The following is a 23,751-nucleotide window of genomic DNA, read 5'->3' as shown; positions in this document are numbered from 1 at the left end:
TTCTCTTATATGAAACGCTCTTTAGCTTGCTGCTTTTTCTTCTTGTTTTGCTTTTTGAATGCGTCCCTCTTTTTGATACACAATGGAAGCTCCTTCAAAGCTCTTCACAAAAGCGACAGTGGCTTCTAAATCCTCTGGACCTGTTTCAGGATTTTTCCCCAGCCTTCCTATCGGTGCATACTTACTGCCAGTTGCAGTTGCCATAAAGTTATTCACCGTGAGTGTATACGTTTGATCGAGCTCAACGTCTGATCCATCTGGCAGCTTTAAGTCGACTACTTTATATGTTACCGGATCATAGGAATATGAAAAACCCGAAATGCTATAATCTGGTCCAAATTGAGGAGAAATTTGCGCTTCAATGATCTCAGCCAAGTCTTTCCCCTTAATCTCAAGTTTAACTAAGACGTTGCCAAAAGGCTGAATATTAAACAGATCTCCCCACGTAATCGGCCCTTTTTCAAGGTTTTGTCTGATGCCGCCGCCATTCATCATGGCAAAATCACTTTTCATAGAATACCTCATACCATCAGCAATCAAATTTCCGAGCGGCGTATCTCCATCATTTGAATAGCCGCCTTCCATTTTGACACCAGCTTCTCCAACTACCTCACTAATAATCGGCTCAACTTCTTTTCCGTAATGAGCCAAGATGCCGGCTGCTTCCTTGTCCTTTTCAATACCAGACTGGTCTACATACTGGATATTTGCACTCTTTTTGACAATATCCTTCGTTTTGCGGTCAAGTGTTACATTGACTTCGCCAACGGCCTTCCCATATTCAAAGGCTTGGACAATTAATTTCCCATTGACCTCTCCGTTTACCACTTCGTGATTATGCCCCGCAAAGATGACATCAATTTCATCATCGCCTTCTTTGGCAAGCTTCGCACTTTCTCCAGTGATGGTATCTCCATTTTGAGAGGCTGTCATATGAGCTAAGACCGCAATGGCTTTGATCCCTTTTTGTTTTAATTCCTTCGCGGCTTCATTAACGGCTTTGACTTCATCTGTAAACTGAATGTCTTTAATCCCTTCTGGCATCACCATTCCTGCGGCTGACTTTGTCACAACACCGATAAATGCTACAGGAATTCCCTCGACATCCATGATTTCATAAGCAGGTAAAAGTGGTTTACCTGTATCCTTGTATTCACAGTTTGCACAAACGAGCGGAAAATTCTGTCCGTCATATCCCTTTGTGCCTTTAGGATGATCTCCGCCATTTATGATCCGTAATAGCTCGTCCACCCCTTCATCAAATTCATGGTTGCCGACCGTGCCAACATCAAAGCCAATGTTCTCCATGAGTTCAACAGTTGGTTCATCCTGCAGAAGAGACGATATTGGAGAGCTGCCGCCAATCATATCTCCGGCGTGAACTGTGATCGTATTTTTGTGTGCTGCTTGTTTTTGTTTCATATAAGCCGCCACATAATCCATCCGTCCGTACGTTCCTTTATTGCCATCACCTTTTAGATCCAGCTCGTATTGTTGATCAATTTTTCCGTGTAAATCATTCATGCTTAAAATGGTTAACGGGACTTCCCCAGCTTCCTCTGCCGGCTGATAGCCAGCCTGTTCTGCTTCTTCTTTTGAAGCAAAAAAGATGCGTTTATCTACAGCGATTTCTTTCCAGCTGTCAGGCGATACGTACGTTTTCGCTGATGAATCACCGACGTAGCGTGTCAGTCCTTTTTTCTGTTCACGTGCCCTAAATTCAAACGGCTGTTCCAGCAGCGGGTCCGCTTCGTTCCATATGCCCAGCCCTTTTTCTTTCGCCTCTTTGACCGCTTTTTGGAACATCTGATAGTCCTTTTCATCTCCAATCGGCCAGATGAAATACGTAGGAGCATATCCTTTTTTCACAAGCTCTAAATTCGTATTGACCCCTTTTTTGGTTTTCACTTGAGCTAAAAGACGTCCATAGTCGTCCTTCGCTTCAGGACCAATCTTTAATGTGACTTTATCTCCGCTTGAGAGCAGAGTATTTAAATAGTCCGCCGCCTTCTGTCCAAAACGCAGCTGGTTTTGATCTAATTCATTTTTTGGCTTATGGTACGTTTCCGGCGTGTCCATATTCACAAAGCGCACCTTTGTTGTACCAAGCACAGGCTTCTTTAAATGAATCGTATCACCATCCACTACCCGGTCAACCGTTGCCTCGTATTCTTTCTTGATTTTTGGCGGCTTTGGCTGGCGTTTCAGCAGACTGACATCACCCTTGTGTCTTGGAAGCACCTGCAGCGTATCATATCTGCTTAAAACTCCTGTAAACTCATACCATTTCCCTGTCTTTACTTCATCAATGGCACTTGTATCCACCATCACTCTAAGGATGGTGCTGTGATATTTTTTATCAATAATCACGACATTATATCCACCGCCAGCCGGCTGCTCTGGCTTTGATTCAACATAGCCTTTGATCTTCACAAGTTTTCCTTCATGTTTATGTGCCTGATCCGTTTCTAGTTGTTTCAGTGAGACTCGCTTTGGCTTTGGCAAGGTTTGATTGACAGCATCTACCTTCAGGGCATCTCGATCCGGCACAATTTCAATCAGTCCTTTATAAGACGTGATCTTCCCCGTTACTGTCACCTTCATGCCTGTTTTCAGTTCTGGGAAGTTGTTGGGCTGTACTGAATAAATATTGATTCCTGCTGATTTGTCTTGAATGTACGTTGACAGTTTCCCATTGCCTATAGCCGATTGGTCTGCTGTCACAATTCCACTCACCGTCACCGTTTCTCCGATCAGCAGACGGGCTTTCTTGATTTTCATTGGCTTCTTTTGGTTCCAAACCGTTTCCTTCTTTTCAGACGCAATGGCTTGTTCTGCTGTAATCATGCCAGGCAGTAAGGATTGCAGACTAAAGATCACTAAAACCAGACAGCAGATCATACGAATGGATCGAACACGTTTCATTAGACCCTCCCCTTCCGAGCTTTATCTCTCATAGTGTACTAAGTAAATATTGATGGTAGATGGATTTCTTGTAAATCTTATGTCTGTCAGCTCATTGGAAACGTAATAATCACTCGTGTCCCCTCAAAGCTTTTGCTTTCAAAACGAATGCTGCCGCCATGGCTTTCAATGATTTTAATCGTCATCATTAAACCAAGACCAGTCCCTTTTTCTTTCGTTGTATAAAAAGGTTCACCCAGTTTCCCTAGTTCTTCTTCTGGTATGCCCTTTCCTTGGTCTTCAAAAATCAGCATCATCTGATTATGTTCCAATACGGATGTGACTTGAATGACACCTGTCACACCATCCATCGCTTCAATACCGTTTTTAAGAATGTTTAAGAAAACTTGTTTCAGCTCATTTGGTATACCTTGAATGTTTGGCAGCGACGGAGACAAATTCTTCTGAATAGATACGCCTTTTAAAACCGCCTGTGATTCAACGACCATGATCACTTCTTCGAGCAGAAGATTGACATGTACCGGCTCAAATTTCACCGATTTGCTTCTAGAGAGCACAAGGAATTCATTAATAATGGCTTCAAGCCGATTAAATTCAGACATCATCACATCTGCATAATCCTTCTGATATTTCTTACTTTGAATCATCAGCTGTAAAAATCCCTTTAACGACGTCAGCGGGTTCCGTATCTCATGGGCGATGCCGGCTGCAAGCTGACCAACTGCGGACAGCATCTCGGACTTCATCAGCATCTTCTCTGACTGCTTTTGATTGGTAATGTCCTCAGAAATCCGCATCACGGTTGACTGCATTTTGTCAGGATCATCAATTCGGTGTAAAGAGACTCTCTCCCATCGTTCACGGCCTGATAAATCCTGAAAGTACAGCTCACCAGTCCAGCTGCCTTCTTTTAAACAAACGTCCCATTGCTTTTCTAAATCATCACATTGACACAGCGAATGATAGACAGAAAAAATATCTTTGCCGATCAGGTCATATTCATGCTGCTGTACAAACTGGCAAAAGCGCTGATTCACGCATTGAATGACCCCTTCCTCAGTTGCAACAACAATATGGATATGGCTGTTATCCAGTGCTGTTACCGCTAGATGGAGTGACTGTTTGATTTTTGTCATTTCCGTCATTTTAATCCACGTCATCACCGCTCCCTCATGATCTTGATCAAAGATAGGTGTGATGTGAACAGTAAATTGTTCTCCTTCATTCGTTTCAATTTCTCGTTCGATGACGCGCCTGTCCGAGATAACCGATTGTATGTCATGATAGAGCGTTTCCTGTGTAAGCTTTTTAGCCATCGCCTGAAAGGATTGCTGTTGCCTTATTTGTGCTGAAGTAAATAAAGAGGCGGCTGTAGGAGTGTAATAGCGAATATTCATGTCCCGGTCCACAAACAACGTCGCAAGCTGAGGCTTGACAGAAGGTCTATACAGTTCTTCCCTTGTTACCCTTAAGTTGTTTATGATATTAATAAAATGTTCATGTTTTTTCTCAAGCTCCGCTATTTGCGTGTTTTTCACTTTTAATTGAGCCCTTGCCTCCTGCTCTTTTTGTTTAATTTCATTGAGTTCAATTTCTAAATCGACAATACGCTGCTGATAAACTGAATTCTGATCTGGCATCCCTTTTTCCCTGCTGTTCTTTTGAATTTTCCCTCTCTCATTCATTCGAATGAGAATGACGTATACCCCTTTAAAACGGTGATCAAAACTCTTTACAATAAAATCCGCATACTGTTTTTTTCCTTTTTCCGAAATGAGGACATGCTGAAACACAACCTCTGTCTCGTCCGTCCATACCTTTTGAAAGGTTTGACTCAACATCTCTTTCAAATAATCAGGTGTGACATATTCACATGATTGATCTGACACTTCTGTACGGTCTAAAAAGGAATAGGCCCCATTTGACATCGCCAGAATTTTGTCACAATCATTGATCACCATGCATGCGTCATATTCTCCGCCCACTTCTTCCATATATTGTGCAGCTCGCTTTTTTAACTCGGCATCACGAGCGTCATATACCCAAGGGACACTAGATGCAGGAACATTTGAATAGGTGTAAATGTTCCACTTCTCATTGAACAATTGAAACAATCGAGGAATATTGGGAACAGTTTCATTTGGCCCTAAGATTAACACCCCTTGATCTTTTAAAGCATATTGGAATCGGGATAATACTCGTTTTTGTACTTCTGGCTCAAAGTACATCAGAACATTTCGGCAACTGATAAAATCGAGGTGGATAAAAGGTGAATCAATCAATAAATTGTGAGGAGCAAAAACAATATGTTTTCTAAGCGACTGCTTCACAATAAAAGCGTCACCTTTTTTTTCGAAATATCGCGCCCGCCATTTTTCCGGTATGCTTGCCATAGACTCTATCGAGTAAAGACCTTTACTAGCTATTTGAATGGCTTTTCGGTTGATATCTGTCGCAAAGACTTGAAGTTCAATGGACACATCTCTTCGCTTCATTTCTTCTAAAAATAAAATCGTAAAAGAATAAGCTTCTTCCCCTGTCGAACATCCCGCAATCCAAATTCGGCACCGAGATTTCCCGTTGTTCATCGAATGGTCAATGATTGACGGGATCACCTTCTGTTCACATACTCGAAAAGCCTCCATATCTCTAAAGAAAGCAGTCGTGCCGCTTAGGAGCTGAGCATGCAGGCGGTCAAGCTCATCTGGTTCTCTTTCTAATAAACGATCGTACTCTGTTAATAATGACATTGGTTCGTTTGCAGTGCGCATGCGTTTTTGAATAACAGAAAGCAGCCTTTTCTTTTCATAGGTTGAAAAGGCAATCCCTTTATACATTTCGAGACGTTCAATGATTCTTAGTAAAGCTGGATCCGTCTCATCCGCATGCGGGACATTGATGATATTGGCCATATAAGCTGCAAGGGTGGATGGATTTTTGAATGATTGATGATACATGCTGTCAAAACCACTCTCTACCTCACTGCACGATAACGCTGTACCGCCTTGCTCAACCAACCGAAGCAATCCACTCCCCACACAATGACCTTTTTGAAAAAAGATCGCAAACGCCTCTTCCTTTTGAACACTGGCAAGTGACTTAAAAAGCGAGTCGACAGAGCATCCCTTGTTTGTTGGCAGCTGCTCAGATACATGAAGCCGATGATCTTCTGTTAACGTCACAGCCGCATGCTGCGGACAAAAATAGATGGTCTTCTTCATGACTTTCTCACCATGTTTAATCGTTTTTGCCCGGTAGCCAATCGGTAAAACAAGTGCTTCCAAATCTGTTATACAATCGCCTGTCACGTGATTTTGCACAACAATAAAAGAGGCATTTAATTCATGTGGCAACGATTGAAAAAAAGCCTCAAGATGATGCTGTTCAAACGGCGAAACACCGATGCCGATCACTGGTGCCTGCACATGTTCGTCTTCTATCAAACGATTAATGATTTTGTCCTGCATCTGGTACCCCCATGTTCATTCGTCTGATACTTTTTTTCGACAAAAAGAAAGAAAACCCTCTAATTGTAAATAATGTTTTTTGCATGAAAACGAGAAAATATCCTCACATTAAAACAGATTGCATAAACAGAAGGAGGAATATCAATGCAAAACGATCAGCAGCCAATGTTTCAAGGAAGCGCTCAGCAGCCTGAGCTCAACCATGGCGGGCATGAATTATTCGATTTACATGAAATTTTAGCCGGCACGATTAATATTTTGGATCAATATATGATCCTGCGGCAATTTATTCAAGATCCTGCATTATGCGACATCCTGGATCGACAATATCAGTTCGTTTTATCACAGTACAATGTCACTGTAGATTGTTTTTCTACAGGCCAAAAGCCTAGTGAAGAAACCGCTACTTATATGATGAAAGAACACACACAAGTGACATACGGAATCAAACCTTCTCAGCCGAAGAAGCCGAATCAGTCATTACAGGATGTAAAAGACTTAGGCATCACAGGACATATGCTCAGCCTAGTCAAATCACACGCTGGGCTACTTTCCATGTCCGCATTAGAAGTAACAAATCCTGTTGTCAGACGTGTGCTTGCTGCGCAGATTCCGAACTTTATCGAAATGGCATATGAAATTTTCTTGTATCAAAACAAGCATGGCTACTATCAAGTTCCTCAGCTTTCCAAACAAGATATGACAGCCATGACGTCAGCTTTTGCACCGCTTCAGGGGCAGGTTCAAATGCCTCCTAGCAAGGCAGATCAACAAAAGCCTCTTCATTAAAAAAACGGCTGACCTCCTTCTCTGGTCAGCCGTTTTTTCTTTGATACATCACTTTAAACTGTTCTTCAAAATCTGTGAGCCTCTCCCCCGTCGCCTGTTCAAAGCCGCTAGCAAATTGGCCCGTTTTCGCAGTTTCCTCCATAATCTCATGTATGATGTCTCGTCCGTAAAGCTGCACCAGCTCATAGATCATATAATAGCTTTGTAAATAGACATCTGTCTCATACGTTACCCGGGAGTTCTGCCAGTCTTGATCAGAATGAAGAGATTGAAATGGAATTACATCGAAGCGTTCAGACGTAGCATTTAACACGTCATAGGCCGTCCACTCTGCTGTTCCTTCGTGGAACCAAAGCGGAAAAATGCCTGGAGATACTTCATATGAATGGACCTTTTCATAGAAAACAAAATGAGCATACTCATGAATAAAAAGCGTATTGAAAAAGTATAAAGGCAGTGTCTCTTTCTTTAATAATGCTTCCCGTTTATCTGGATATAACCCAATCATTTGATCATGATCGGAGTAAAATCCCGTAATATGCTTGATACCAGCGATTTGTTCGATCGTCTCTTTATCATCAAAATAAATAACGTCTAAAGGTCTGTCAGCTTCAAATTGAAACACTGACGCTGTCCTCTTCTCTGCCTGCTTCATGGCCTCTATGGTCAGATCAACAAAAGCATCCTCTTCCTCTGCATAGTAGATTCGAATATGTTCATAGACTTGCTTATTGAGTCCCTCCGTGATAACCGTTTTAGGAGAAGACTGCTCCAAATATTGTCCTGTCAGCTGAAACGCAACATAAATCAAGTACGCGGTGAAAGCATAAAAAATCAGACCTGCTGCAATCATCCCGCTTACAAGTTTTTTATGAATCAATGACGGCCCTGCTTTCATTTGCTCCCCACCTGAATTCATCCTGCACCCTCTTTCTCTCTCTATGAAGAAACAAAGATCAACAAGAGGTGATATATTTTTTACTTTATGCAGTCAGGTGCGCGAGGTGCGGTTCCAAACAAAAAAGCCGCATATGACATACGGCTTTTGTCGTAGCTATTTTGATTCAGGGAAGACACGTCTAACCGTTTCAGTAAATTCATCGAAAAATCCTGAAATCGGCTCTCCGCTTTTAATACGTTTTCCATAACCTTGCATACGATCGACAAAGTCTGGATTAGCAGATACATACACGTTGTCGATTTGTTGATCCGTTGATTTGACTTTGTCTGAAATTTTCTTTTTCAGATCGTCCGTCACATCACCGCTTTTATTGCCTTCAAGTACAACGGCAACAAATGCATTTTTTCCTGTGACAAGCACGTTTGCTGTCTTCACTTCAGACATATTGGCTACAAGCTCTGACGCCTTATCTGCCACTTTGACCTTCTGAGGTGTTTGAACATCTGGCTGATCCTGTCTCATGTTGTCATTTTTATATGTGACATTTTCATACTGCCTTTTCATTGTTCCTCTACGCTCATCGCCTTGGTTGTTCATTCCACACCCAGCGGTGATTAATGTTGGCACGAGCAGTAAAGATAGCATCCATTTCTTATTCATCAATTATTCCCTCCTTTTGCTCATAGGTTTTTCATCCAGCCGGCTTTTTATGCACATATCCTCTCTTTCCGCAAAATGAATTCATAATTCAGCTGTGATTGGTCATCCTAAACTTGATGAAAGATCATCACGATCAAATGGAGGGATTCGTTTGTTTAAAAAAAGAAAAGGTATGAGCACTGGCGCAATGATCGCAGTATCAACAGCTATCATTGCATTATTCTCCCCGGTTTTACGAAGAAGACTGAAAAGCATGACACAAATGAATATGTCTTCAATGATGAAAGGCGCAAACCATCAGCACCAAGATTCATCTCGTCATGAGTCCCGCTCACATAAGGAATCAAAAGGAACAGGTGAAGTTGGCCAAATGATCAAGCAGGCATTCACAGCTGTCCAGCCAAATCAAACGAACCAGCACCAATCACCATCAAGAACTCATCAGCCAAGAGAATCTTATGCGCAATCTCTTCACATTGATGAAAGTGTGATGAATGTGATGGATGATGAATCGATCCAGCAAGTCATCAATGACATCGAGCACAAATAATAAAACAGGAGCCTTCATAAAAAGAGGCTCCTGTTTATTCTCCTGAAAAATGTTCTTTGACCATAAGACAAAAGGAAGGTAGAAATGTGATTTCGATTGTTGTGATGAAGTCGTCACGATGCTCTAATATCAGCAACAGCTCCTTTTCTTCCTTCCGATCTTTTTTAATCTCTACATGCTGGACTGTTTTAAAATCATATATTCCTAAAACGGATTCGGTCTTTTTTCGAACGACCTTTAAGGTAAACTCCTGCATAGCAAGCGACATGTTCACAACAAATCGCTCCTCCTGATTCTCGAACCGAAACGTCAAATCTTGATATTCAACCGGCATTTCTTTTTCAAATCCGGCATCTGGCATTTTTTCAAAAAAAGAAAGCCAGTCCGTTTGATCTGGAAAGCGTTTTCCCCGCATTTTCTTCAATTCCTCATCATTAAAATTTTTATTAATTATCCTTTTTCCCCTTTTCTTTTGCAACAAATTTTAGTAATTTTAAAAAGGTGATTCTATTTTGCTAAGAGACCTCTTTATTAATTTAACAATTCTTGTCACTTTCCATTATTTATTTATGCTTGTGTTTAAAGAGAATTTTCTGAAGAAAGAAGATACCTTGCTCAGACAAATATGCAAAGGCATGCTTTCTGGGTTACTCGGTGTCCTTTTAATGTTCTTCTCTATTAAAACAGGACCAGCGATCATCGATTTAAGACATATTCCCCTTATTTTAACGGCCTTTTATGGAGGCATCGCCCAAACAATGATTGCAGCTTTTATTGTGATCATTGGCCGATTATTAATTGAAGCCAACATCGCTTCTTCCATCAATATTTTTTCCATGATGTTTATCGCAGCTTCTTCTTTTTTGATTGCAGAGCGTCATATGAATCATGTTGTGAAAATGCTGTTATCCATTACGATTGGTAATGTGGTTGCCACAAGCCTGTTCATCTTGATCGTGCATGAGACATCATTTCAGCTGCATTCTACTTATTGGATTTTCTCATATATTGCTGGATTGTTTAACTTTTATGTCATTGAACATCAAACAAAAGCATATCAGCTGTTAAATTTATATAAATTCCAAGCTCATTATGACTTTTTAACAGGTGTTTTAAATAAACGGAAGTTCGATGAGGTATTAAGTGAAGCTTTTACTAAGAAGTTGAAGCAGCCTATCCATCAAATGTCCCTTATTTACCTAGACATCGATTACTTCAAAACCATCAATGATCAATATGGGCATCATGAGGGAGATATTGTTTTAAAAGAAATTGGTACAAGACTGATTAAAAACACAAGAAGCTCTGATTATATTGGTCGGATTGGCGGTGAAGAATTCGCTGTCCTTCTACCAAATTGTACAATTGAAAAAACATGGCAGATTGCAGAACGCTTGCGAAAAAAAATAGCCGATCAGCCGATTTATTTAAAAAACGGTCTGTCCATTCACACTACGGTATCAATTGGATGTGCTTATTCTCATGGAACTGGTGCAGACATCAAGCAATTACCGATTATAGCTGATCAGGAGCTCTATAAAGCGAAGGAGTCCGGCCGAAATCAAGTGAGCTTTTCAGAGAGAAAAAAAGACCATTTGACATAGGCATTTTCCTCAATTTGTTAGCACTAATTATTTTTAAAAAAGTTTTCGTATAACAGTTGTTTTTTCCCGCAAACACTGGTAAAGTAAAGGTAATTATTTTTGTTCGTATCATCTTTAAGAAGAAAGTTTTGAAAGAGTTTTCGTCTTTGAAGTTTGTGTAAGAGCAAGAATAGTGAATTTAAGCGTTAAGATCGCTTTAGGAGGAAATTTCATGTTAGAAGGTAAAGTAAAATGGTTCAACTCTGAAAAAGGTTTCGGATTCATCGAAGTAGAAGGTCAAGACGATGTATTCGTTCACTTCTCTGCTATCCAAGGCGAAGGCTTCAAAACTTTAGAAGAAGGTCAATCAGTTTCTTTCGAAATCGTTGAAGGTAACCGTGGACCACAAGCTGCTAACGTTAACAAAGCGTAATTTAAGAGCATCTGCTCTTTTAGCACTTTATAGAGTGAAGGAAAACCGCCCGGCTTCTGCCGGCGGTTTTTTTGTACCATAAAAAAAAGAGAACCTGATGAGAGGTTCTCTTTTTTTATTTGTCCTTCTGCTTTAGCTTCTGCAAAGCAGAACGATACATATCATCATTCATTTTTGTCTCTGGTTCTTCTTCTTTGACAGGTGGTTCTGGCTGCTTAAACTTTTGAAGCGCCTGTCTATAGAAATCGTCGCCAGACGCAGCATCATCCGTTTGAGAAGGCTCTGACGCTTTTTTTTCAACTTCAGGCTCTACATGTCTCGCCACAGATTCTGGCTCGCTATGCGGCACGTCAGGCTGTTTGGAGACATCTTCTTTGATCTCTTCCTTATCGGCTGATGCGTGTCTGACATTGAACGCTACTAATCCAATAATGACTAGAACAGCAGCTACTAACGCTACAATAATCGTCGCCAAAAGAACCCTCTCCTTATCGCTTAAATGATGCAGTGACTGATGCTACACGTCTTCCTAGTGCTTTTCCAAGTTCAATGCCTTCAGTCGAAATCAATTCATCTGAATCGATCGGACATGTCACACCAGCTCCATAGTAAGAGCCGTATAAAGCATTCTCTGGGACATTTCCAGGAAGGCCGACAACAAGCATTCCTTGGTGGAACATTGGTGTGATCAAATTATGCATTGTCATTTCTAAACCGCCGTGTGTTGTAGCAGTTGTACAGAAAACAGCACCGACTTTATCGATTAGTTTTCCTTCTGCCCATAAGTAGCCGAGACGGTCAATCCATGTCTTTAACCCAGAACTAATGGTACCAAAGTGACCAGGGCAGCCCCAAATGATCGCATCCATTTGATCAAGCTTGCGAATATCCGCATCTTTCACGTGATCAATGAATACTTCAGCTTGCTCTGTTTCACCCGCGCCTGCTGCAATTGCTTCTGCAAGTGCTTTTGTATGGTCACCTTCACTATCGTATACAACATAAATTTTCATGTACGGTCCCTCCACACTTATCTTGCATCTTGGTTAGCTTCCTTAGGTGCCGGAAGCAGTGATATTTCTTGTTTCTTATGCTGCTGTTCTTTTCGCTTTTTATCCTTACGAACATCTCGCAGGAACAAGCTGAGAATGACACCAGCGGCACAGAATAATGTCACCCACATGTAAGCATCGTTGATGCCCATCACGTTTGAATCAACCTGTGCTTTTGTAAAGAGCTGGGTAGATACATATTTTTGAGCAGCTTCTGCTGTCATGCCCATATGATGCATCACATTCGATACAGCCGCCTGGAATGAATTCATAAAGAACGGGTCCGCAGTATTTGTTTGATCCGCCATATTGGAATAATGGAATGTCGTCCGATTCGTATAAATCGTTGTGATCAAACTCGTACCAATGGAACCACTAATTTGTCTTAATGTATTAGACATCGCTGTACCATGGCTGTTTAAGTGCTGCGGTAATTGGTTCATCCCTGCTGTCATAACCGGCATCATCAAGAGTGACATACCAAATGCGCGTACTGCATACATGAGCACAATGTGACTATAGGAAGTATCAATGGTCAGCCTCGTAAACTCATACGTCGTGACAACGGTAATGAGCATCCCCACAATGGCAAGCGGACGAGGTCCAAATTTATCAAACAAGATCCCTGAAATCGGGGACATAATGAGCATCGCGAGTGCCCCTGGAAGCATTAATAGCCCAGATTGCAATGCCGTAAACCCAACGAGGTTTTGCAGATAAATTGGAAGTAAGAACATCCCCGTATATAAAGCAACCGTAATAATGATGTTAATGACACTTGATAATGAGAAAATGCTGTATTTAAATACGCGGAAATCAAGCATCGGATTATCAACTTTCAACTGTTGGAAAATAAAGAGAATGATCGCAATCGCACCAATAATAATCGTAGATAAGACGATCGGATCTGTCCAACCATCACTTCCTGCTTCACTCACACCGTATAGAAGGGAAGCAAAACCGACGATTGAAAGAATCGCACCAAGACTGTCCAGCTTGATTTTTTTAGGCTCTACAATATTTTTAAACATAAAGAAAGCCGCGATAATGACAATCGCACCGATTGGCACAAGTCCATAAAACATAATACGCCAAGAATAATGTTCAATAATGTAACCAGATAATGTTGGTCCTACTGCAGGAGCAAACATCATCGCAAGACCAAAAATCCCCATTCCTTTCCCTCTGTTTTCCGGAGGGAAAATAAAAAGGATTGTTGTCATAACGAGCGGCTGTAAGATACCGCCGCCGACAGCCTGAATCAAACGGCCAATAAGCATCGTTGAAAAGTTTGGCGCAATGCCGCAAATAAATGTACCTAGTGTAAACGAGATCATAGCCACTAGGAATAAGCTGCGCTGTCCAAAACGTGTGATTAAAAACGCAGACAACGGAATCAGCACACCGTTGACAAGCATGTAGCCTGTTGTCAGCCACTGAATCGTCGTTGCACTCACATTAAATTCTGTCATTAAATGGGGCATAGCTACGTTCAAAAGCGTTTGGTTTAAAATCGCTACGAACAAACCGGCCATTAAAATGATCAGTAAAGACAAGGAGCCTGTTCCCTGTTTTGTCGTTGCAGGTTGATTTGCCATCTCAGACAACCTCCTTTCATATTTTGATATCAATCATCATTAAGATGAAATTTTGACAGAAGCATTCATACCTGGAAGCACTTTGTCTGATGGATTTTTAATTGAAATTTTCACTGCTACTTTTTGCGTTACTTTTGTATAGTTGCCACTTGAATTAGTTGCTGGCAGCATATTGAATGTTGAGTTTGTCGCATAACCAATTTGTTCAACAGTTCCTTCAAATGTTGTATCAGGATCTCCATCTACAACGATGTCGACTTTGTCGCCTTTTTCAATGTTTTTAATATCTGTTTCCTTAATATTTGCTGTGATGTAAAGCTTGCTTAAATCAATTGTTTCACCAAGAACTGTACCAGGCTGCACTTGTTGATTGTTTTGTACTTCTTTTTTGACTAATGTGCCATCAGCCACTGCTTTAATGTTTGTTTTTGTTTGTCCTTCAACTTTTGCAACTGTGCTGTCTTTTTCCACTTCGTCACCTTCGTTGATATCCCAGCCTTTGATTTGTCCAGCTGCTGGTGCTGTAATTTGATACATGTCACCTGTCACTTTTGCCTCATCTGTTTTGACAAAGTTTGTGCTTTCATAGTAGTAATAAGCACCTCCGGCAATAATGGCAAGAATCACAATAAGGCCAATAATGTTCGTTAGCAATAAACGCCCTCTGTTCATGTTTTGTTTCTCCTTTCATGTATAAAAATATAGTGTCATCTGCTTTAGCAAACTTAGAATGCCCATCATCTGACAGAATATGAAACAAGCTCAACACTCTGTCCTTTTCCCTTCTTCTACTCCCGCCCCTATCATGGTGTGCAGCCCATTTATACTTATTGTTCACTTATGAGCAAAGAGCAGAAAAAGAAGAAAAGACGATCGGCATCTTTTTTGAAAAACTTATATTTAACAAGATTAAATATTAATAAATGAAAATTGAAATGTCAAAGAGAAAGTTTTACTTTTTTTTTGGCGATCCTTTCCTTCTCCACACAAAAAACCTTTCAGCCCTTATGCTGAAAGGTTTTTTCAAATGTGCTCGTTATGAATGAACTTCTTCCTGCTGAAAAAATTTTTTTAGTGCGAGAAAAACGTCTGATTTTTGCTTCAAAATATAATGCTTAAATTTCTCATCCTGAATGTGTTTATATGCTGACATTAACGTAGAATGCCGGTTGTATTGATTGACTTCACCATAGCAGAATAAATTGGCTTTTTTCATGATCTCAGAAACAAGTTTCACACACCGGGCGTTGTCTGAGGTCAAATTGTCACCATCAGAAAAATGAAAAGGATAAATATTATATCGCGACGGCGGGTATCGTTCGTCTATGAGCTCTAGTGCCTTTCGATAGACAGACGAGCAAATGGTCCCCCCGCTCTCACCCCGTGAGAAGAAATGTTCTTCGTCTACCACCTTCGCCTCTGTATGGTGGGCAATAAATTCAATATCGACCGTCTCATACTTTGTCCGTAAGAAACGTGTCATCCAAAAGAAAAAACTTCTCGCCATATATTTTTCCCAAAGCCCCATACTTCCGCTCGTATCCATCATCGCCAAAACGACAGCTTTCGACTCTGGTTTGGTCACTTCATTCCACGTTTTATACTTGATATCCTCTGGGTAAATCGGATAAAAGGAAGGACTGCCTGTCATCGCATTTCGTTTAAATGCCGACAGCATCGTTCGTTTTTTGTGGATATTTCCTGTTAACCCGGTTTTGCGAATATCGTTAAACTCAATTTGTTCAACAATGATGTCGTCAAGCTCCTTTTGCTTGAGGTTTGGCAGCTCCAGTTCACGAAACAGTGCTTCCTCGAGATCCATTAATGAGACTTCTGCTTCGTAATAATCCTCACCAACTTGATCTCCAGCACCCTGCCCCTTTCCTTGACCCTGCTTGCTGTCCGAGCCGTCACGTGCAACAACATCGCCAACCTCGCTGTCTCCATCGCCTTGACCCACATGTTTATTTTTGTCGTAGTTATACCGAATTTTATATTCATCTAATGAACGGATCGGAATTTTCACAACATCTTTTCCGTTCGACATGATGATGCTTTCTTCTGTAACAAGATCCGGCAAATTATTTCTAATCGCCTCTTTGACTTTTTTCTGATGACGCTGCTGGTCGTCATAGCCTTTTCGATGGAGGGACCAGTCTTCCTGAGACACAATAAACTGACTTTTTTCTTGCCGGGACATCCATCCCCCTCCTCACCTATTTGCACAATTCTTCTAGCCATCGATTCCTTTATCCTATGCTGCTCGTCATCCAAGTTGACGATCATTTCTAAAAAAGACATTACCGGTGCTGATGCGCCAATAATGCCTCCTTCGTTTATTATCGATTCAGAAGACTGCCTACATATTTTAAAAGTTCATTTGCACTTGTTGAATTATAGCCATGCTCATCAATTAATCTAGCCACTACTTCATTGACCTTCTTCAGCTGCTGTTCATCCGGTGTTTTCGTCGATGTCGTGATTTTCACCACATCTTTTAGATCAGCAAACAGCTTCTTCTGAATGGCCTCCCGCAATCTCTCATGTGAATTATAATCAAAGCGTTTTCCCTTTCTCGCATAAGCCGAGATACGAATCAGAATTTCTTCTCTAAATGCCTTTTTGGCGTTTTCAGAAATACCAATCTGCTCCTCAATTGAACGCATGAGCTTTTCATCAGGATTCATTTCTTCACCCGTTAACGGATCACGCAGCTTGTTTTTATTGCAGTATGCCTCGACATTATCTAAGTAATTATCCATCAGCGTTTTCGCAGACTCCTCATAGGAATACACAAAGGCCTTTTGCACTTCCTTCTTCGCAATATCATCATACTCTTTTCGCGCGACTGAAATGAAATTCAAATAACGCTCCCGATCCTCGCTGGAGATAGACGGATGCTGATCGAGCCCTTCTTTTAAGGAGCGAAGGACATCCAGTGCATTGATCGATTCCATATTCTTTCGAATGATGGTAGATGAAATTCGGTTAATCACATACCGCGGATCAATTCCGCTCATCCCTTCGTCATGAAATTCCTTTTTCATCTCATCAATGTCGACTGATTGGAAGCCTTCGACACTTTCTCCGTCATACAGACGCATTTTTTTCACCAAATCAATATCAGAACGCTTCGGCTCTTTCAGTCTCGTCAAAATGGAGAACATTGCTGCTACCTTCAGCGTATGCGGGGCAATATGCACATCTGAGACATCACTTTCTGAAATCATTTTATGATAAATGCGTTCTTCTTCTGTGACCTTTAAGTTATAAGGAATTGGCATCACAATAATTCTTGAATGGAGCGCCTCGTTCTTTTTATTTGAAATAAACGACCGGTACTCGGTTTCATTCGTATGGGCGACGATCAATTCATCTGCACTAATTAAGGCGAATCTTCCTGCCTTAAAATTTCCTTCCTGCGTTAATGACAGAAGGTGCCAGAGAAATTTCTCATCACACTTTAACATCTCCTGAAACTCCATCATCCCTCGGTTTGCTTTATTGAGTTCTCCATCAAAGCGGTAGGCGCGGGGATCTGACTCTGATCCAAATTCAGCAATGGTTGAAAAATCGATGCTTCCTGTTAAATCGGCAATGTCCTGAGATTTCGGATCAGACGGACTAAAGGTACCAATGCCGGTCCGTTTATCTTCAGAGAAAAAGATCCGCTCGACCCTTACATCCTCAATTCTGCCGCCATATTCCTCTTCTAGTCTCATCATGTTCAGAGGCGACAAATTCCCCTGCACACGAATCCCATATTCTCTATAGAAATCCTCCCGCAGATTTTGCGGAATGAGATGAAGCGGATCTTCATGCATAGGGCAGCCTTTGATCGCATAGACTGCGCCATGATCTGTGAGTGAATATTCTTCAAGTCCTCTTTTCAATCTAGTGACAAGCGTCGATTTTCCCCCGCTTACTGGTCCCATCAGTAATAAAATACGCTTCCTGACATCCAGCCGCTTTGCAGCAGGGTGAAAATATTCCTCCACTAATCTTTCGAGTGATTCCTCTAACCCAAACAGCTCCTGATCAAAAAATTTGTAGGTTCTGACCCCATTCTCCTCTTCAATCCCGCTGTCTTTAATCATATGATAAACGCGAGAATGAGCAGATTGAGCGACAAGTGGATTTTCCTTAATAATGTCTAAATAATCGCTGAATGTGCCTTCCCATTTCAGACGCTGCTCTTCTTCTCTGTGCTGTTCGATTTTCTTTAAAATATCCATATGAACCTCCTCTTTCAAGATTGAAGCTAGAAATCAGATACTGTTTTACAATCTATGCGGAGGCGTCCTATTACATGCTTTCGTTCTTCAAAATGACGAATTGGCAAACTGAATTGACAACCATCCGCAAGACCCTTCATAATAAAGGAAAAATAGGAGAAAAATGATTTTCTTCTCCTGCTTTTCAAGGTGAACTTCACATCATATGAAACAGGCAGCGAACGGAACAAAGGGATAAGGGGGAGCTTATATGAGAACGGTCATTATGATGGGCGTCATCATTACGTTTTTAGTATCCATTTTCACTGCTGGCTACGAAGGCAAGCCTGGTAAATGAAAAAAAGGATGTTCCATTTGCGGAACATCCTTTTTCATTTAGTTCGTTGTTTTCAGCACTTGCATATTCACTGTATTCCCTGACACCTGCACCTTCGTAAAGTCTTGCGTATCGACCACAGGTGTAACGGCACGATTATCCAATGTGATGTCAGTAAAACGAGTAGAGAAATTCGCCCGAATGTCTTTTCGATAAATATCGTCAGTTACTGCTACCGTCGACAGTAGTTTCCACTTGGTCACAGAGCCAATGTTTGAGTTTTGAATTTCTGTAATAATGCGGCCGGTATAACCAACATTATTTGTGCCCCAGAACGTCGCTCTTGTATGCCCATTCAAATTTTTATAAATCGTCATTTGAACAGTACTTCCAGGTTTAAATCCCTTTGTATACGTGAAGTCATCTTTTCCTTCGATATATGTCTCTTGATTATTTGCTCCTACTTTCATCGTAGGTTTCCACACATTATAGGTTGAACTGTATTGAAGACCAATATCCACTTCTTTTGAACCTGTGAATCCAGAATAAATATAAGCTGTACCATTTGACACACTCATTGTGGAAGGGAGTTGAATTTTTGTGACCAATATGGATCCGTTACTATTGATATAAGTACGCCCGCCAATCCCTTTTGATAACTGCGCTGCTTCTATCTCCTGCGTCTGAGAGAGTCCTGGAATACTGACTGGAAGCGTCCCCATTAAAATTGCTGAGCTAATGGCACTAGTGATCAGTAGCTTTTTCATCTCATTATTCCTCCTAATGGATTCATCATTTTTTGAAAACGTGATCACAATCTATCATACTACCTATTTTTTAACATGTCAAAAAAAGTATAATTAAGTCATATTTTTCATCTTTCTGTTTCTTAACTCATATAAAAAAGCCGAGATCAGTATCTCGGCTTTTAATCATGATCTTATATGAGATCGCGATATTGCTGCTGGCGAAGTGCCTCATATACAAGAATGGCTGCCGTATTCGACAGATTCAAAGAACGAACATGCTCTGTCATCGGTAAACGAAGACAACGGTCCATATTTTGTTCAATCAAATCTTTTGGCAATCCACTTGTCTCTCTTCCAAACACAAAGAAATAGTCTTCATCCAGCTGAGAGTAATCAAATGTTGTATGCGGCTTTTGGCCAAATTTTGTGATATAGAAAAATTGCCCCTTCGGATGTGCCTCAAATAATTCATCAAGTGAATCATGATAGACCACATTGGCATATTTCCAATAATCGAGTCCTGCACGCTTCAGCATTTTGTCATCTGTCGAAAAACCAAGCGGACGAATCAGATGAAGGGTTGTATTTGTTGCTGCACATGTACGCGCAATATTTCCAGTATTAGCTGGAATCTCTGGTTGATATAAAACGACATGAAGTCCCAAAAAAGTTCACCTCTAATTTTCATTTCCGCTCAACATTATACCACTAACTATCCTTCGCGGCATCGTCCAAAATGTGAAAAAACATATATCGAATAGCAGGTGTATAGGCAGTCGAATCCTCGTATGACCAATAGCGCATGCGGGAGTCATACGTCTGTGCATTCACAAGAGGCATTCCGCCTTTGTCATGATCAACGACAATGGTTGTATGATTATACCTTCCATCACCTTCAAAATCGTAGCAAATGACATCACCAATTTGAAGCTCGTGGGCTTCTTTGAGTTTCTTTGCTCTCAAACCCGCTTTCGAATTCGCTAAATAATTTTTCATCGAATGAGCCACCGTCCAGCTATAGCTCCACGTATGCGGACGCACCCACCAGCCAGACCCGCGGTTTGGATACCCTCTCGTTGGCGCGTTCCCTGCTTTCAAACATTGTGAAATAAAATTTGTACAGTTATCTTCAAAGTTTTTATAGGCTGGATTCCGTTTATTCCAATATGTCTCCGCATACTTCACGGCTGCCCGCCGGTCATAATGAAAGGCTCTCCCGAATTGTTCTTCGGTCTGAAAGCGCTCATCCATATGCTCTTCCCTTTGCCGCTCTTCTAACATCATCCGATCTTTAACAAGCATGTTGTTATAAAGAAACGCTTCTCTTTTTTCCACCTGTTCCTCTAAATAAAAAGAATCGTCTACATCCTTGCATACATATGTGAGATGAGCAAGGTACTGCACATGCTGAGCCCCATCATCTTGAATGGCTGAATCGAGAAGTTTTGTTTTTGCTTTCGCCTTCACAATCTCAACCTGTCTTCTAGCAAAAAGCTCTTTTTTCCGCTCTACTGCTTCCACATCAGACATAAGCTGCGGCTGTTTGATTGCACGGTCATTGATTAAATACGCCAGCCTGTCTTCTAAAGTTTTCTCTAATAATTGTTTCACACAGACACCACCAAACATTTTTTAAAATCTTTGTTTGGTTCATTCTATGTTCACAGGGATGTTATTTAGTATTTAAAGGTGTCTGTAAAAGCTCAATCCCTTTCACAATCTCCTCTTTCGCTTCTTCATCACTTTCCCGCTCAAGGGCCTTTTCCAACTCTGGGAGCTGCTGATCATCGCCAATTTTGCCAATTGCCCAAGCAGCCGTTCCCCGAATGACCGGTCTTGGATCCTTGTGCATCAACTCAATTAACACTGGTAAGGCAGATGTATCTTTAAAATGAGCGAGTGCCAAAATTGCATTCCGCTGAATGGGCTTTTTCCCCCGCCATGAACCTGAAACATGACCGTATTTTTCCTTAAACTCACGATTGCTGATCGTCAGAAGCGGCTTTAACAGCGGCTTCGCAATTTCAGGGTCTGGCTCCATTTCAGGATGCAGATGAAAGTCTTTTCCTTTATTGATCGGGCAGACAGTTTGACATGTATCACACCCGTACAATCGATTCCCTATTTTCGAACGAAATTCGTCAGGTAAAAACCCTTTTGTCTGCGTTAAAAATGAAATGCACCGCTGAGAATTCAGCTGCCCTGGATTCACAAGCGCACCCGTTGGACACGAATCCACACATTTATTACAAGTTCCGCACTGGTCTTCAATTTTCTCATCCGGTTCAAACGGAACATTTGTGATCATTTCAGCCAAATACACATAAGATCCAAACTCTGGCGTGATAATCATACAGTTCTTTGCACTAAAACCAATGCCAGCACGTTCCGCTACAGCACGATCAGATAATTCTCCTGTATCCACCATTGATTTTGTCCGTATATCGACATGTTTGCTTCGCAGAAATTCTTCGAGCATATCAAGCTTTTTTTTCAGCACAACATGATAATCTGTTCCCCATGAAGCCCGGCAAAAAATCCCCCGTCTCGCATCCTTTGTACTTCGAGGAGCATCTTTCATTTTGGAAGGATACGCGAGCGCTATCGCAACAATTGATTTGGCCTTCGGAAGCAGCAAAGAAGGGTTTGTCCTTTTTTCAATATCAGGCTCTTCAAAACCTGACAAATACCCTAACGATTCATGTAAGATGAGGCGGTCCTTTAATGAATCAAATGTATCGGCACTTGCAAATCGAATTTTATCGACACCAATTTCTTTCGCATATTGAATCAATTCTTCTTTTAATTCTCCAACATGAATCACCTTGCAAACCTCCTTTCTTTGTTTCTTCTGTTGTTTTCAGTATAATACGAGTGTATCATGACCGATTGGAGTGAGTCACTGTGAAGATACATATGGAAATTTCTCATCCTCAAAACCCGTCTATCCATGTTGGGCAGATTGAATATTCACATATTGAAGTGGGTACATCACCTCAAATGTTAAAAGGCCGCTTACGCTTGTTTCAAGAATCTTTATTTTTTGAATACGAAGATAAAGTCTTAGAAGAAGTACCAGCCATCAAAGAATGGACGGATCTTTTAAAAGACGTTCCTTTCCTTCCACTTCTTTCTAACATCCAAAAGGAACAATTTATTGACTCGACCAATTCCGTACAGGATTTGTCGATATTTTTCTCACTAAAATATTTCTTACCTATCCTGACATTAGATGCCGATCGCATCAAAGGACCGCTTTCACTGGCAAAACATGAGGCTGGTGACATCAAATGGCAGGACAGCGCAGGATTGAATGGATTATTTTCTCAAACAAGTAAAGCACAAATTTCTCAAGACACAAAGAACATTCTTCAAATCATCCTTTTCCCGCCATCTATTTCCCGGGAAAAGAGTGAAGCTCTTATTCAATCCTTGACGAAGATGTTTGTACAAATACATGGCGGAGAAAGCAAATATGAACTCATTGAAAAAGCACTGTAGCCTGACAGTGCTTTTTCACATTATACTGACATAATAAAAAACGCAACACTTCGTTTATCTAAGAAACGAAATACTGCGTTATAAACAAAATTATGTATTGGAGCGGGTGATGAGAATCGAACTCACGACATCAGCTTGGAAGGCTGAGGTTTTACCACTAAACTACACCCGCATCAATCTTTTAAAAGCAACGTCATCGCGTTGACTTTTATTATGTTACAACTTTCTTAACAATTCGTCAAGAGAATATGAAAATTTTTCGTCAAAAAACTTCATATTCTCCGTATATATTACGATAGTTATTTATCTAGCTGGATATAAAATAAGTATGCATGTGACTTATTCTTCAGTGCTTGCTTTGGATTCTCCTCAATCTCTTCAAATATTGTTGAACCCCCGTCTTTCCCCATCGCCGCTGTATACGCAATCAGTGCCTTTCCTCCAGAAGCAACTTTGACAGTTTCAGATTGTGCAGAAAATACATAGTCACTTACTTTGAACGGGAAGCTTGATGTCGCTTTCGTCATCCCATCATTCTTTTTATTTGACCAAATACTAAATTGTGATTCATATGTATCTTTCTCATGATGTAATTGAAGAAGTACATTCACCGTTTGGTCGGTTCCATCCTGGTGTAAAGTAAAGGTAGCAGATGATGCTTCCTTATTCACTAATCGTCCATTTTTGTAATGACTCCCGATAAACGTAATACTCTTATTCTTCTTCGTTAATCCTTTCAGTGTCAGAGCCACCTTTTCATTAGCCGTTGCTGCTTCTAGTAAGTTTTTTTCTTTTTTTGAGAGTTTCATTTGTTCGATGGTTACTTGGTTTTTAGTGGCAGGCTCTGTTTTTATTGTCGAAACCGTCTTCTCGGTTGTCGTGGTTTCTTCGGCCTTCTCGCCGCATCCTGCTAATAGAAAAACTGTGAATAAAAGAATGCTCCATTTTTTAAACATTGTGATCCCCTTTGGTGTTTTTTATTTCCTATTATA

General features: G+C 40.9%; 21 protein-coding genes and 1 tRNA gene. 5 read left to right on the top strand and 17 right to left on the bottom strand.

Annotated elements, in window-relative coordinates; translation table 11 throughout:
• Positions 1-21 precede the first annotated feature (21 nt).
• On the bottom strand, positions 22-2,925 hold the full coding sequence (locus NSS65_RS04580) for a 5'-nucleotidase C-terminal domain-containing protein (protein WP_101677427.1): 2,904 nt from the start codon (positions 2,923-2,925) through the stop codon (positions 22-24).
• Positions 2,926-3,011: 86 nt separating this feature from the next.
• A complete protein-coding gene (locus tag NSS65_RS04575) occupies positions 3,012-6,392 on the bottom strand; it encodes a CheR family methyltransferase (protein WP_326135011.1) in 3,381 nt (1,126 codons plus the stop codon).
• A 144-nt stretch (positions 6,393-6,536) separates the two neighbouring features.
• Between NSS65_RS04575 and NSS65_RS04570 the strand changes: the two genes are divergently transcribed.
• The gene (locus NSS65_RS04570; RefSeq protein WP_034282292.1) at positions 6,537-7,181 is read left to right on the top strand and encodes a spore coat protein; all 645 of its coding nucleotides are present in this window, start codon (positions 6,537-6,539) and stop codon (positions 7,179-7,181) included.
• A gap of 25 nt (positions 7,182-7,206) precedes the next feature.
• Here the strand turns inward: NSS65_RS04570 and NSS65_RS04565 are convergent, their stop codons facing one another.
• Together NSS65_RS04565 and NSS65_RS04560 are read right to left on the bottom strand one after the other, a co-directional pair.
• Positions 7,207-8,079 carry a hypothetical protein gene (locus NSS65_RS04565; RefSeq protein ID WP_034282333.1) on the bottom strand — a complete coding sequence of 291 codons (873 nt, stop codon included), beginning with the start codon at positions 8,077-8,079 and terminating at the stop codon, positions 7,207-7,209.
• 156 nt (positions 8,080-8,235) lie between these two features.
• Positions 8,236-8,742 carry a YhcN/YlaJ family sporulation lipoprotein gene (locus NSS65_RS04560; protein WP_034282294.1) on the bottom strand — a complete coding sequence of 169 codons (507 nt, stop codon included), beginning with the start codon at positions 8,740-8,742 and terminating at the stop codon, positions 8,236-8,238.
• Between the two features lie 151 nt (positions 8,743-8,893).
• Between NSS65_RS04560 and NSS65_RS04555 the strand changes: the two genes are divergently transcribed.
• On the top strand, positions 8,894-9,292 hold the full coding sequence (locus NSS65_RS04555; RefSeq protein WP_024426613.1) for a hypothetical protein: 399 nt from the start codon (positions 8,894-8,896) through the stop codon (positions 9,290-9,292).
• Between the two features lie 34 nt (positions 9,293-9,326).
• On the opposite strand, the gene NSS65_RS04550 is transcribed toward NSS65_RS04555, so the two are convergent.
• On the bottom strand, positions 9,327-9,707 hold the full coding sequence (locus NSS65_RS04550) for a hypothetical protein (protein ID WP_041116926.1): 381 nt from the start codon (positions 9,705-9,707) through the stop codon (positions 9,327-9,329).
• Positions 9,708-9,804: 97 nt separating this feature from the next.
• Here NSS65_RS04550 and NSS65_RS04545 point away from each other — a divergent pair, with 97 nt between their 5' ends.
• Both NSS65_RS04545 and cspB read left to right on the top strand, forming a co-directional pair.
• Positions 9,805-10,896 carry a diguanylate cyclase gene (locus NSS65_RS04545; RefSeq protein WP_326135009.1) on the top strand — a complete coding sequence of 364 codons (1,092 nt, stop codon included), beginning with the start codon at positions 9,805-9,807 and terminating at the stop codon, positions 10,894-10,896.
• 211 nt (positions 10,897-11,107) lie between these two features.
• Positions 11,108-11,308, top strand: a complete 201-nt coding sequence (gene cspB, locus NSS65_RS04540; protein ID WP_008349061.1) for a cold shock-like protein CspB — start codon at positions 11,108-11,110, stop codon at positions 11,306-11,308.
• Positions 11,309-11,423: 115 nt separating this feature from the next.
• Here the strand turns inward: cspB and NSS65_RS04535 are convergent, their stop codons facing one another.
• From NSS65_RS04535 to queG, 10 genes are all read right to left on the bottom strand, one after another.
• On the bottom strand, positions 11,424-11,783 hold the full coding sequence (locus NSS65_RS04535; RefSeq protein ID WP_024426616.1) for a hypothetical protein: 360 nt from the start codon (positions 11,781-11,783) through the stop codon (positions 11,424-11,426).
• Positions 11,784-11,796: 13 nt separating this feature from the next.
• On the bottom strand, positions 11,797-12,321 hold the full coding sequence (locus NSS65_RS04530; RefSeq protein ID WP_024425322.1) for a flavodoxin family protein: 525 nt from the start codon (positions 12,319-12,321) through the stop codon (positions 11,797-11,799).
• 17 nt (positions 12,322-12,338) lie between these two features.
• A complete protein-coding gene (locus NSS65_RS04525; RefSeq protein ID WP_034282298.1) occupies positions 12,339-13,958 on the bottom strand; it encodes a DHA2 family efflux MFS transporter permease subunit in 1,620 nt (539 codons plus the stop codon).
• Between the two features lie 39 nt (positions 13,959-13,997).
• Positions 13,998-14,630 (bottom strand): HlyD family efflux transporter periplasmic adaptor subunit, encoded by a 633-nt coding sequence (locus NSS65_RS04520; RefSeq protein ID WP_024425324.1) that lies wholly within the window; start codon positions 14,628-14,630, stop codon positions 13,998-14,000.
• 364 nt (positions 14,631-14,994) lie between these two features.
• Positions 14,995-16,158 carry a sporulation protein YhbH gene (yhbH, locus tag NSS65_RS04515; protein WP_326135008.1) on the bottom strand — a complete coding sequence of 388 codons (1,164 nt, stop codon included), beginning with the start codon at positions 16,156-16,158 and terminating at the stop codon, positions 14,995-14,997.
• Positions 16,159-16,297: 139 nt separating this feature from the next.
• Positions 16,298-18,193: a PrkA family serine protein kinase gene (locus NSS65_RS04510; protein ID WP_024425326.1), complete on the bottom strand. Its 1,896-nt coding sequence runs from the start codon at positions 18,191-18,193 to the stop codon at positions 16,298-16,300.
• Between the two features lie 375 nt (positions 18,194-18,568).
• Positions 18,569-19,276 (bottom strand): YrpD family protein, encoded by a 708-nt coding sequence (locus NSS65_RS04505; RefSeq protein ID WP_342467363.1) that lies wholly within the window; start codon positions 19,274-19,276, stop codon positions 18,569-18,571.
• A gap of 173 nt (positions 19,277-19,449) precedes the next feature.
• Positions 19,450-19,923 (bottom strand): tRNA (uridine(34)/cytosine(34)/5-carboxymethylaminomethyluridine(34)-2'-O)-methyltransferase TrmL, encoded by a 474-nt coding sequence (gene trmL / locus NSS65_RS04500; protein ID WP_034282301.1) that lies wholly within the window; start codon positions 19,921-19,923, stop codon positions 19,450-19,452.
• Between the two features lie 43 nt (positions 19,924-19,966).
• Complete coding sequence (locus NSS65_RS04495) at positions 19,967-20,869, bottom strand: amidase domain-containing protein (RefSeq protein WP_111927042.1); 903 nt, start codon at positions 20,867-20,869, stop codon at positions 19,967-19,969.
• A gap of 61 nt (positions 20,870-20,930) precedes the next feature.
• Positions 20,931-22,079 carry a tRNA epoxyqueuosine(34) reductase QueG gene (gene queG / locus NSS65_RS04490; protein ID WP_024427417.1) on the bottom strand — a complete coding sequence of 383 codons (1,149 nt, stop codon included), beginning with the start codon at positions 22,077-22,079 and terminating at the stop codon, positions 20,931-20,933.
• 83 nt (positions 22,080-22,162) lie between these two features.
• Between queG and NSS65_RS04485 the strand changes: the two genes are divergently transcribed.
• Positions 22,163-22,759 carry a hypothetical protein gene (locus NSS65_RS04485; protein WP_326135007.1) on the top strand — a complete coding sequence of 199 codons (597 nt, stop codon included), beginning with the start codon at positions 22,163-22,165 and terminating at the stop codon, positions 22,757-22,759.
• 98 nt (positions 22,760-22,857) lie between these two features.
• On the opposite strand, the gene NSS65_RS04480 is transcribed toward NSS65_RS04485, so the two are convergent.
• Both NSS65_RS04480 and NSS65_RS04475 read right to left on the bottom strand, forming a co-directional pair.
• A tRNA-Gly gene (locus NSS65_RS04480) sits at positions 22,858-22,931 on the bottom strand.
• A 127-nt stretch (positions 22,932-23,058) separates the two neighbouring features.
• Positions 23,059-23,715, bottom strand: coding sequence for a hypothetical protein (locus tag NSS65_RS04475; RefSeq protein WP_211042990.1), 657 nt, complete (start codon positions 23,713-23,715; stop codon positions 23,059-23,061).
• Positions 23,716-23,751 lie beyond the last annotated feature (36 nt).

This window comes from Bacillus sp. FSL K6-1006 (assembly GCF_038593175.1).
In the GTDB taxonomy this organism is placed as follows: Bacteria; Bacillota; Bacilli; order Bacillales; family Bacillaceae; genus Bacillus; species Bacillus safensis.
The sequence above is the reverse complement of the archived record's forward strand: the minus strand, read 5'-3'. Positions and strand labels throughout refer to the sequence as shown.

Bases quoted from the DNA above. Each gene is read 5' to 3' on its own strand.
- NSS65_RS04580 (WP_101677427.1), bottom strand. From the start codon at position 2,925: ATGAAACGTGTTCGATCCATTCGTATGATCTGCTGTCTGGTTTTAGTG.
- NSS65_RS04575 (WP_326135011.1), bottom strand. From the start codon at position 6,392: ATGCAGGACAAAATCATTAATCGTTTGATAGAAGACGAACATGTGCAG.
- NSS65_RS04570 (WP_034282292.1), top strand. From the start codon at position 6,537: ATGCAAAACGATCAGCAGCCAATGTTTCAAGGAAGCGCTCAGCAGCCT.
- NSS65_RS04565 (WP_034282333.1), bottom strand. From the start codon at position 8,079: ATGAAAGCAGGGCCGTCATTGATTCATAAAAAACTTGTAAGCGGGATG.
- NSS65_RS04560 (WP_034282294.1), bottom strand. From the start codon at position 8,742: ATGAATAAGAAATGGATGCTATCTTTACTGCTCGTGCCAACATTAATC.
- NSS65_RS04550 (WP_041116926.1), bottom strand. From the start codon at position 9,707: ATGCGGGGAAAACGCTTTCCAGATCAAACGGACTGGCTTTCTTTTTTT.
- cspB (WP_008349061.1), top strand. From the start codon at position 11,108: ATGTTAGAAGGTAAAGTAAAATGGTTCAACTCTGAAAAAGGTTTCGGA.
- NSS65_RS04530 (WP_024425322.1), bottom strand. From the start codon at position 12,321: ATGAAAATTTATGTTGTATACGATAGTGAAGGTGACCATACAAAAGCA.
- NSS65_RS04525 (WP_034282298.1), bottom strand. From the start codon at position 13,958: ATGGCAAATCAACCTGCAACGACAAAACAGGGAACAGGCTCCTTGTCT.
- NSS65_RS04520 (WP_024425324.1), bottom strand. From the start codon at position 14,630: ATGAACAGAGGGCGTTTATTGCTAACGAACATTATTGGCCTTATTGTG.
- yhbH (WP_326135008.1), bottom strand. From the start codon at position 16,158: ATGTCCCGGCAAGAAAAAAGTCAGTTTATTGTGTCTCAGGAAGACTGG.
- NSS65_RS04510 (WP_024425326.1), bottom strand. From the start codon at position 18,193: ATGGATATTTTAAAGAAAATCGAACAGCACAGAGAAGAAGAGCAGCGT.
- NSS65_RS04505 (WP_342467363.1), bottom strand. From the start codon at position 19,276: ATGAAAAAGCTACTGATCACTAGTGCCATTAGCTCAGCAATTTTAATG.
- NSS65_RS04475 (WP_211042990.1), bottom strand. From the start codon at position 23,715: ATGTTTAAAAAATGGAGCATTCTTTTATTCACAGTTTTTCTATTAGCA.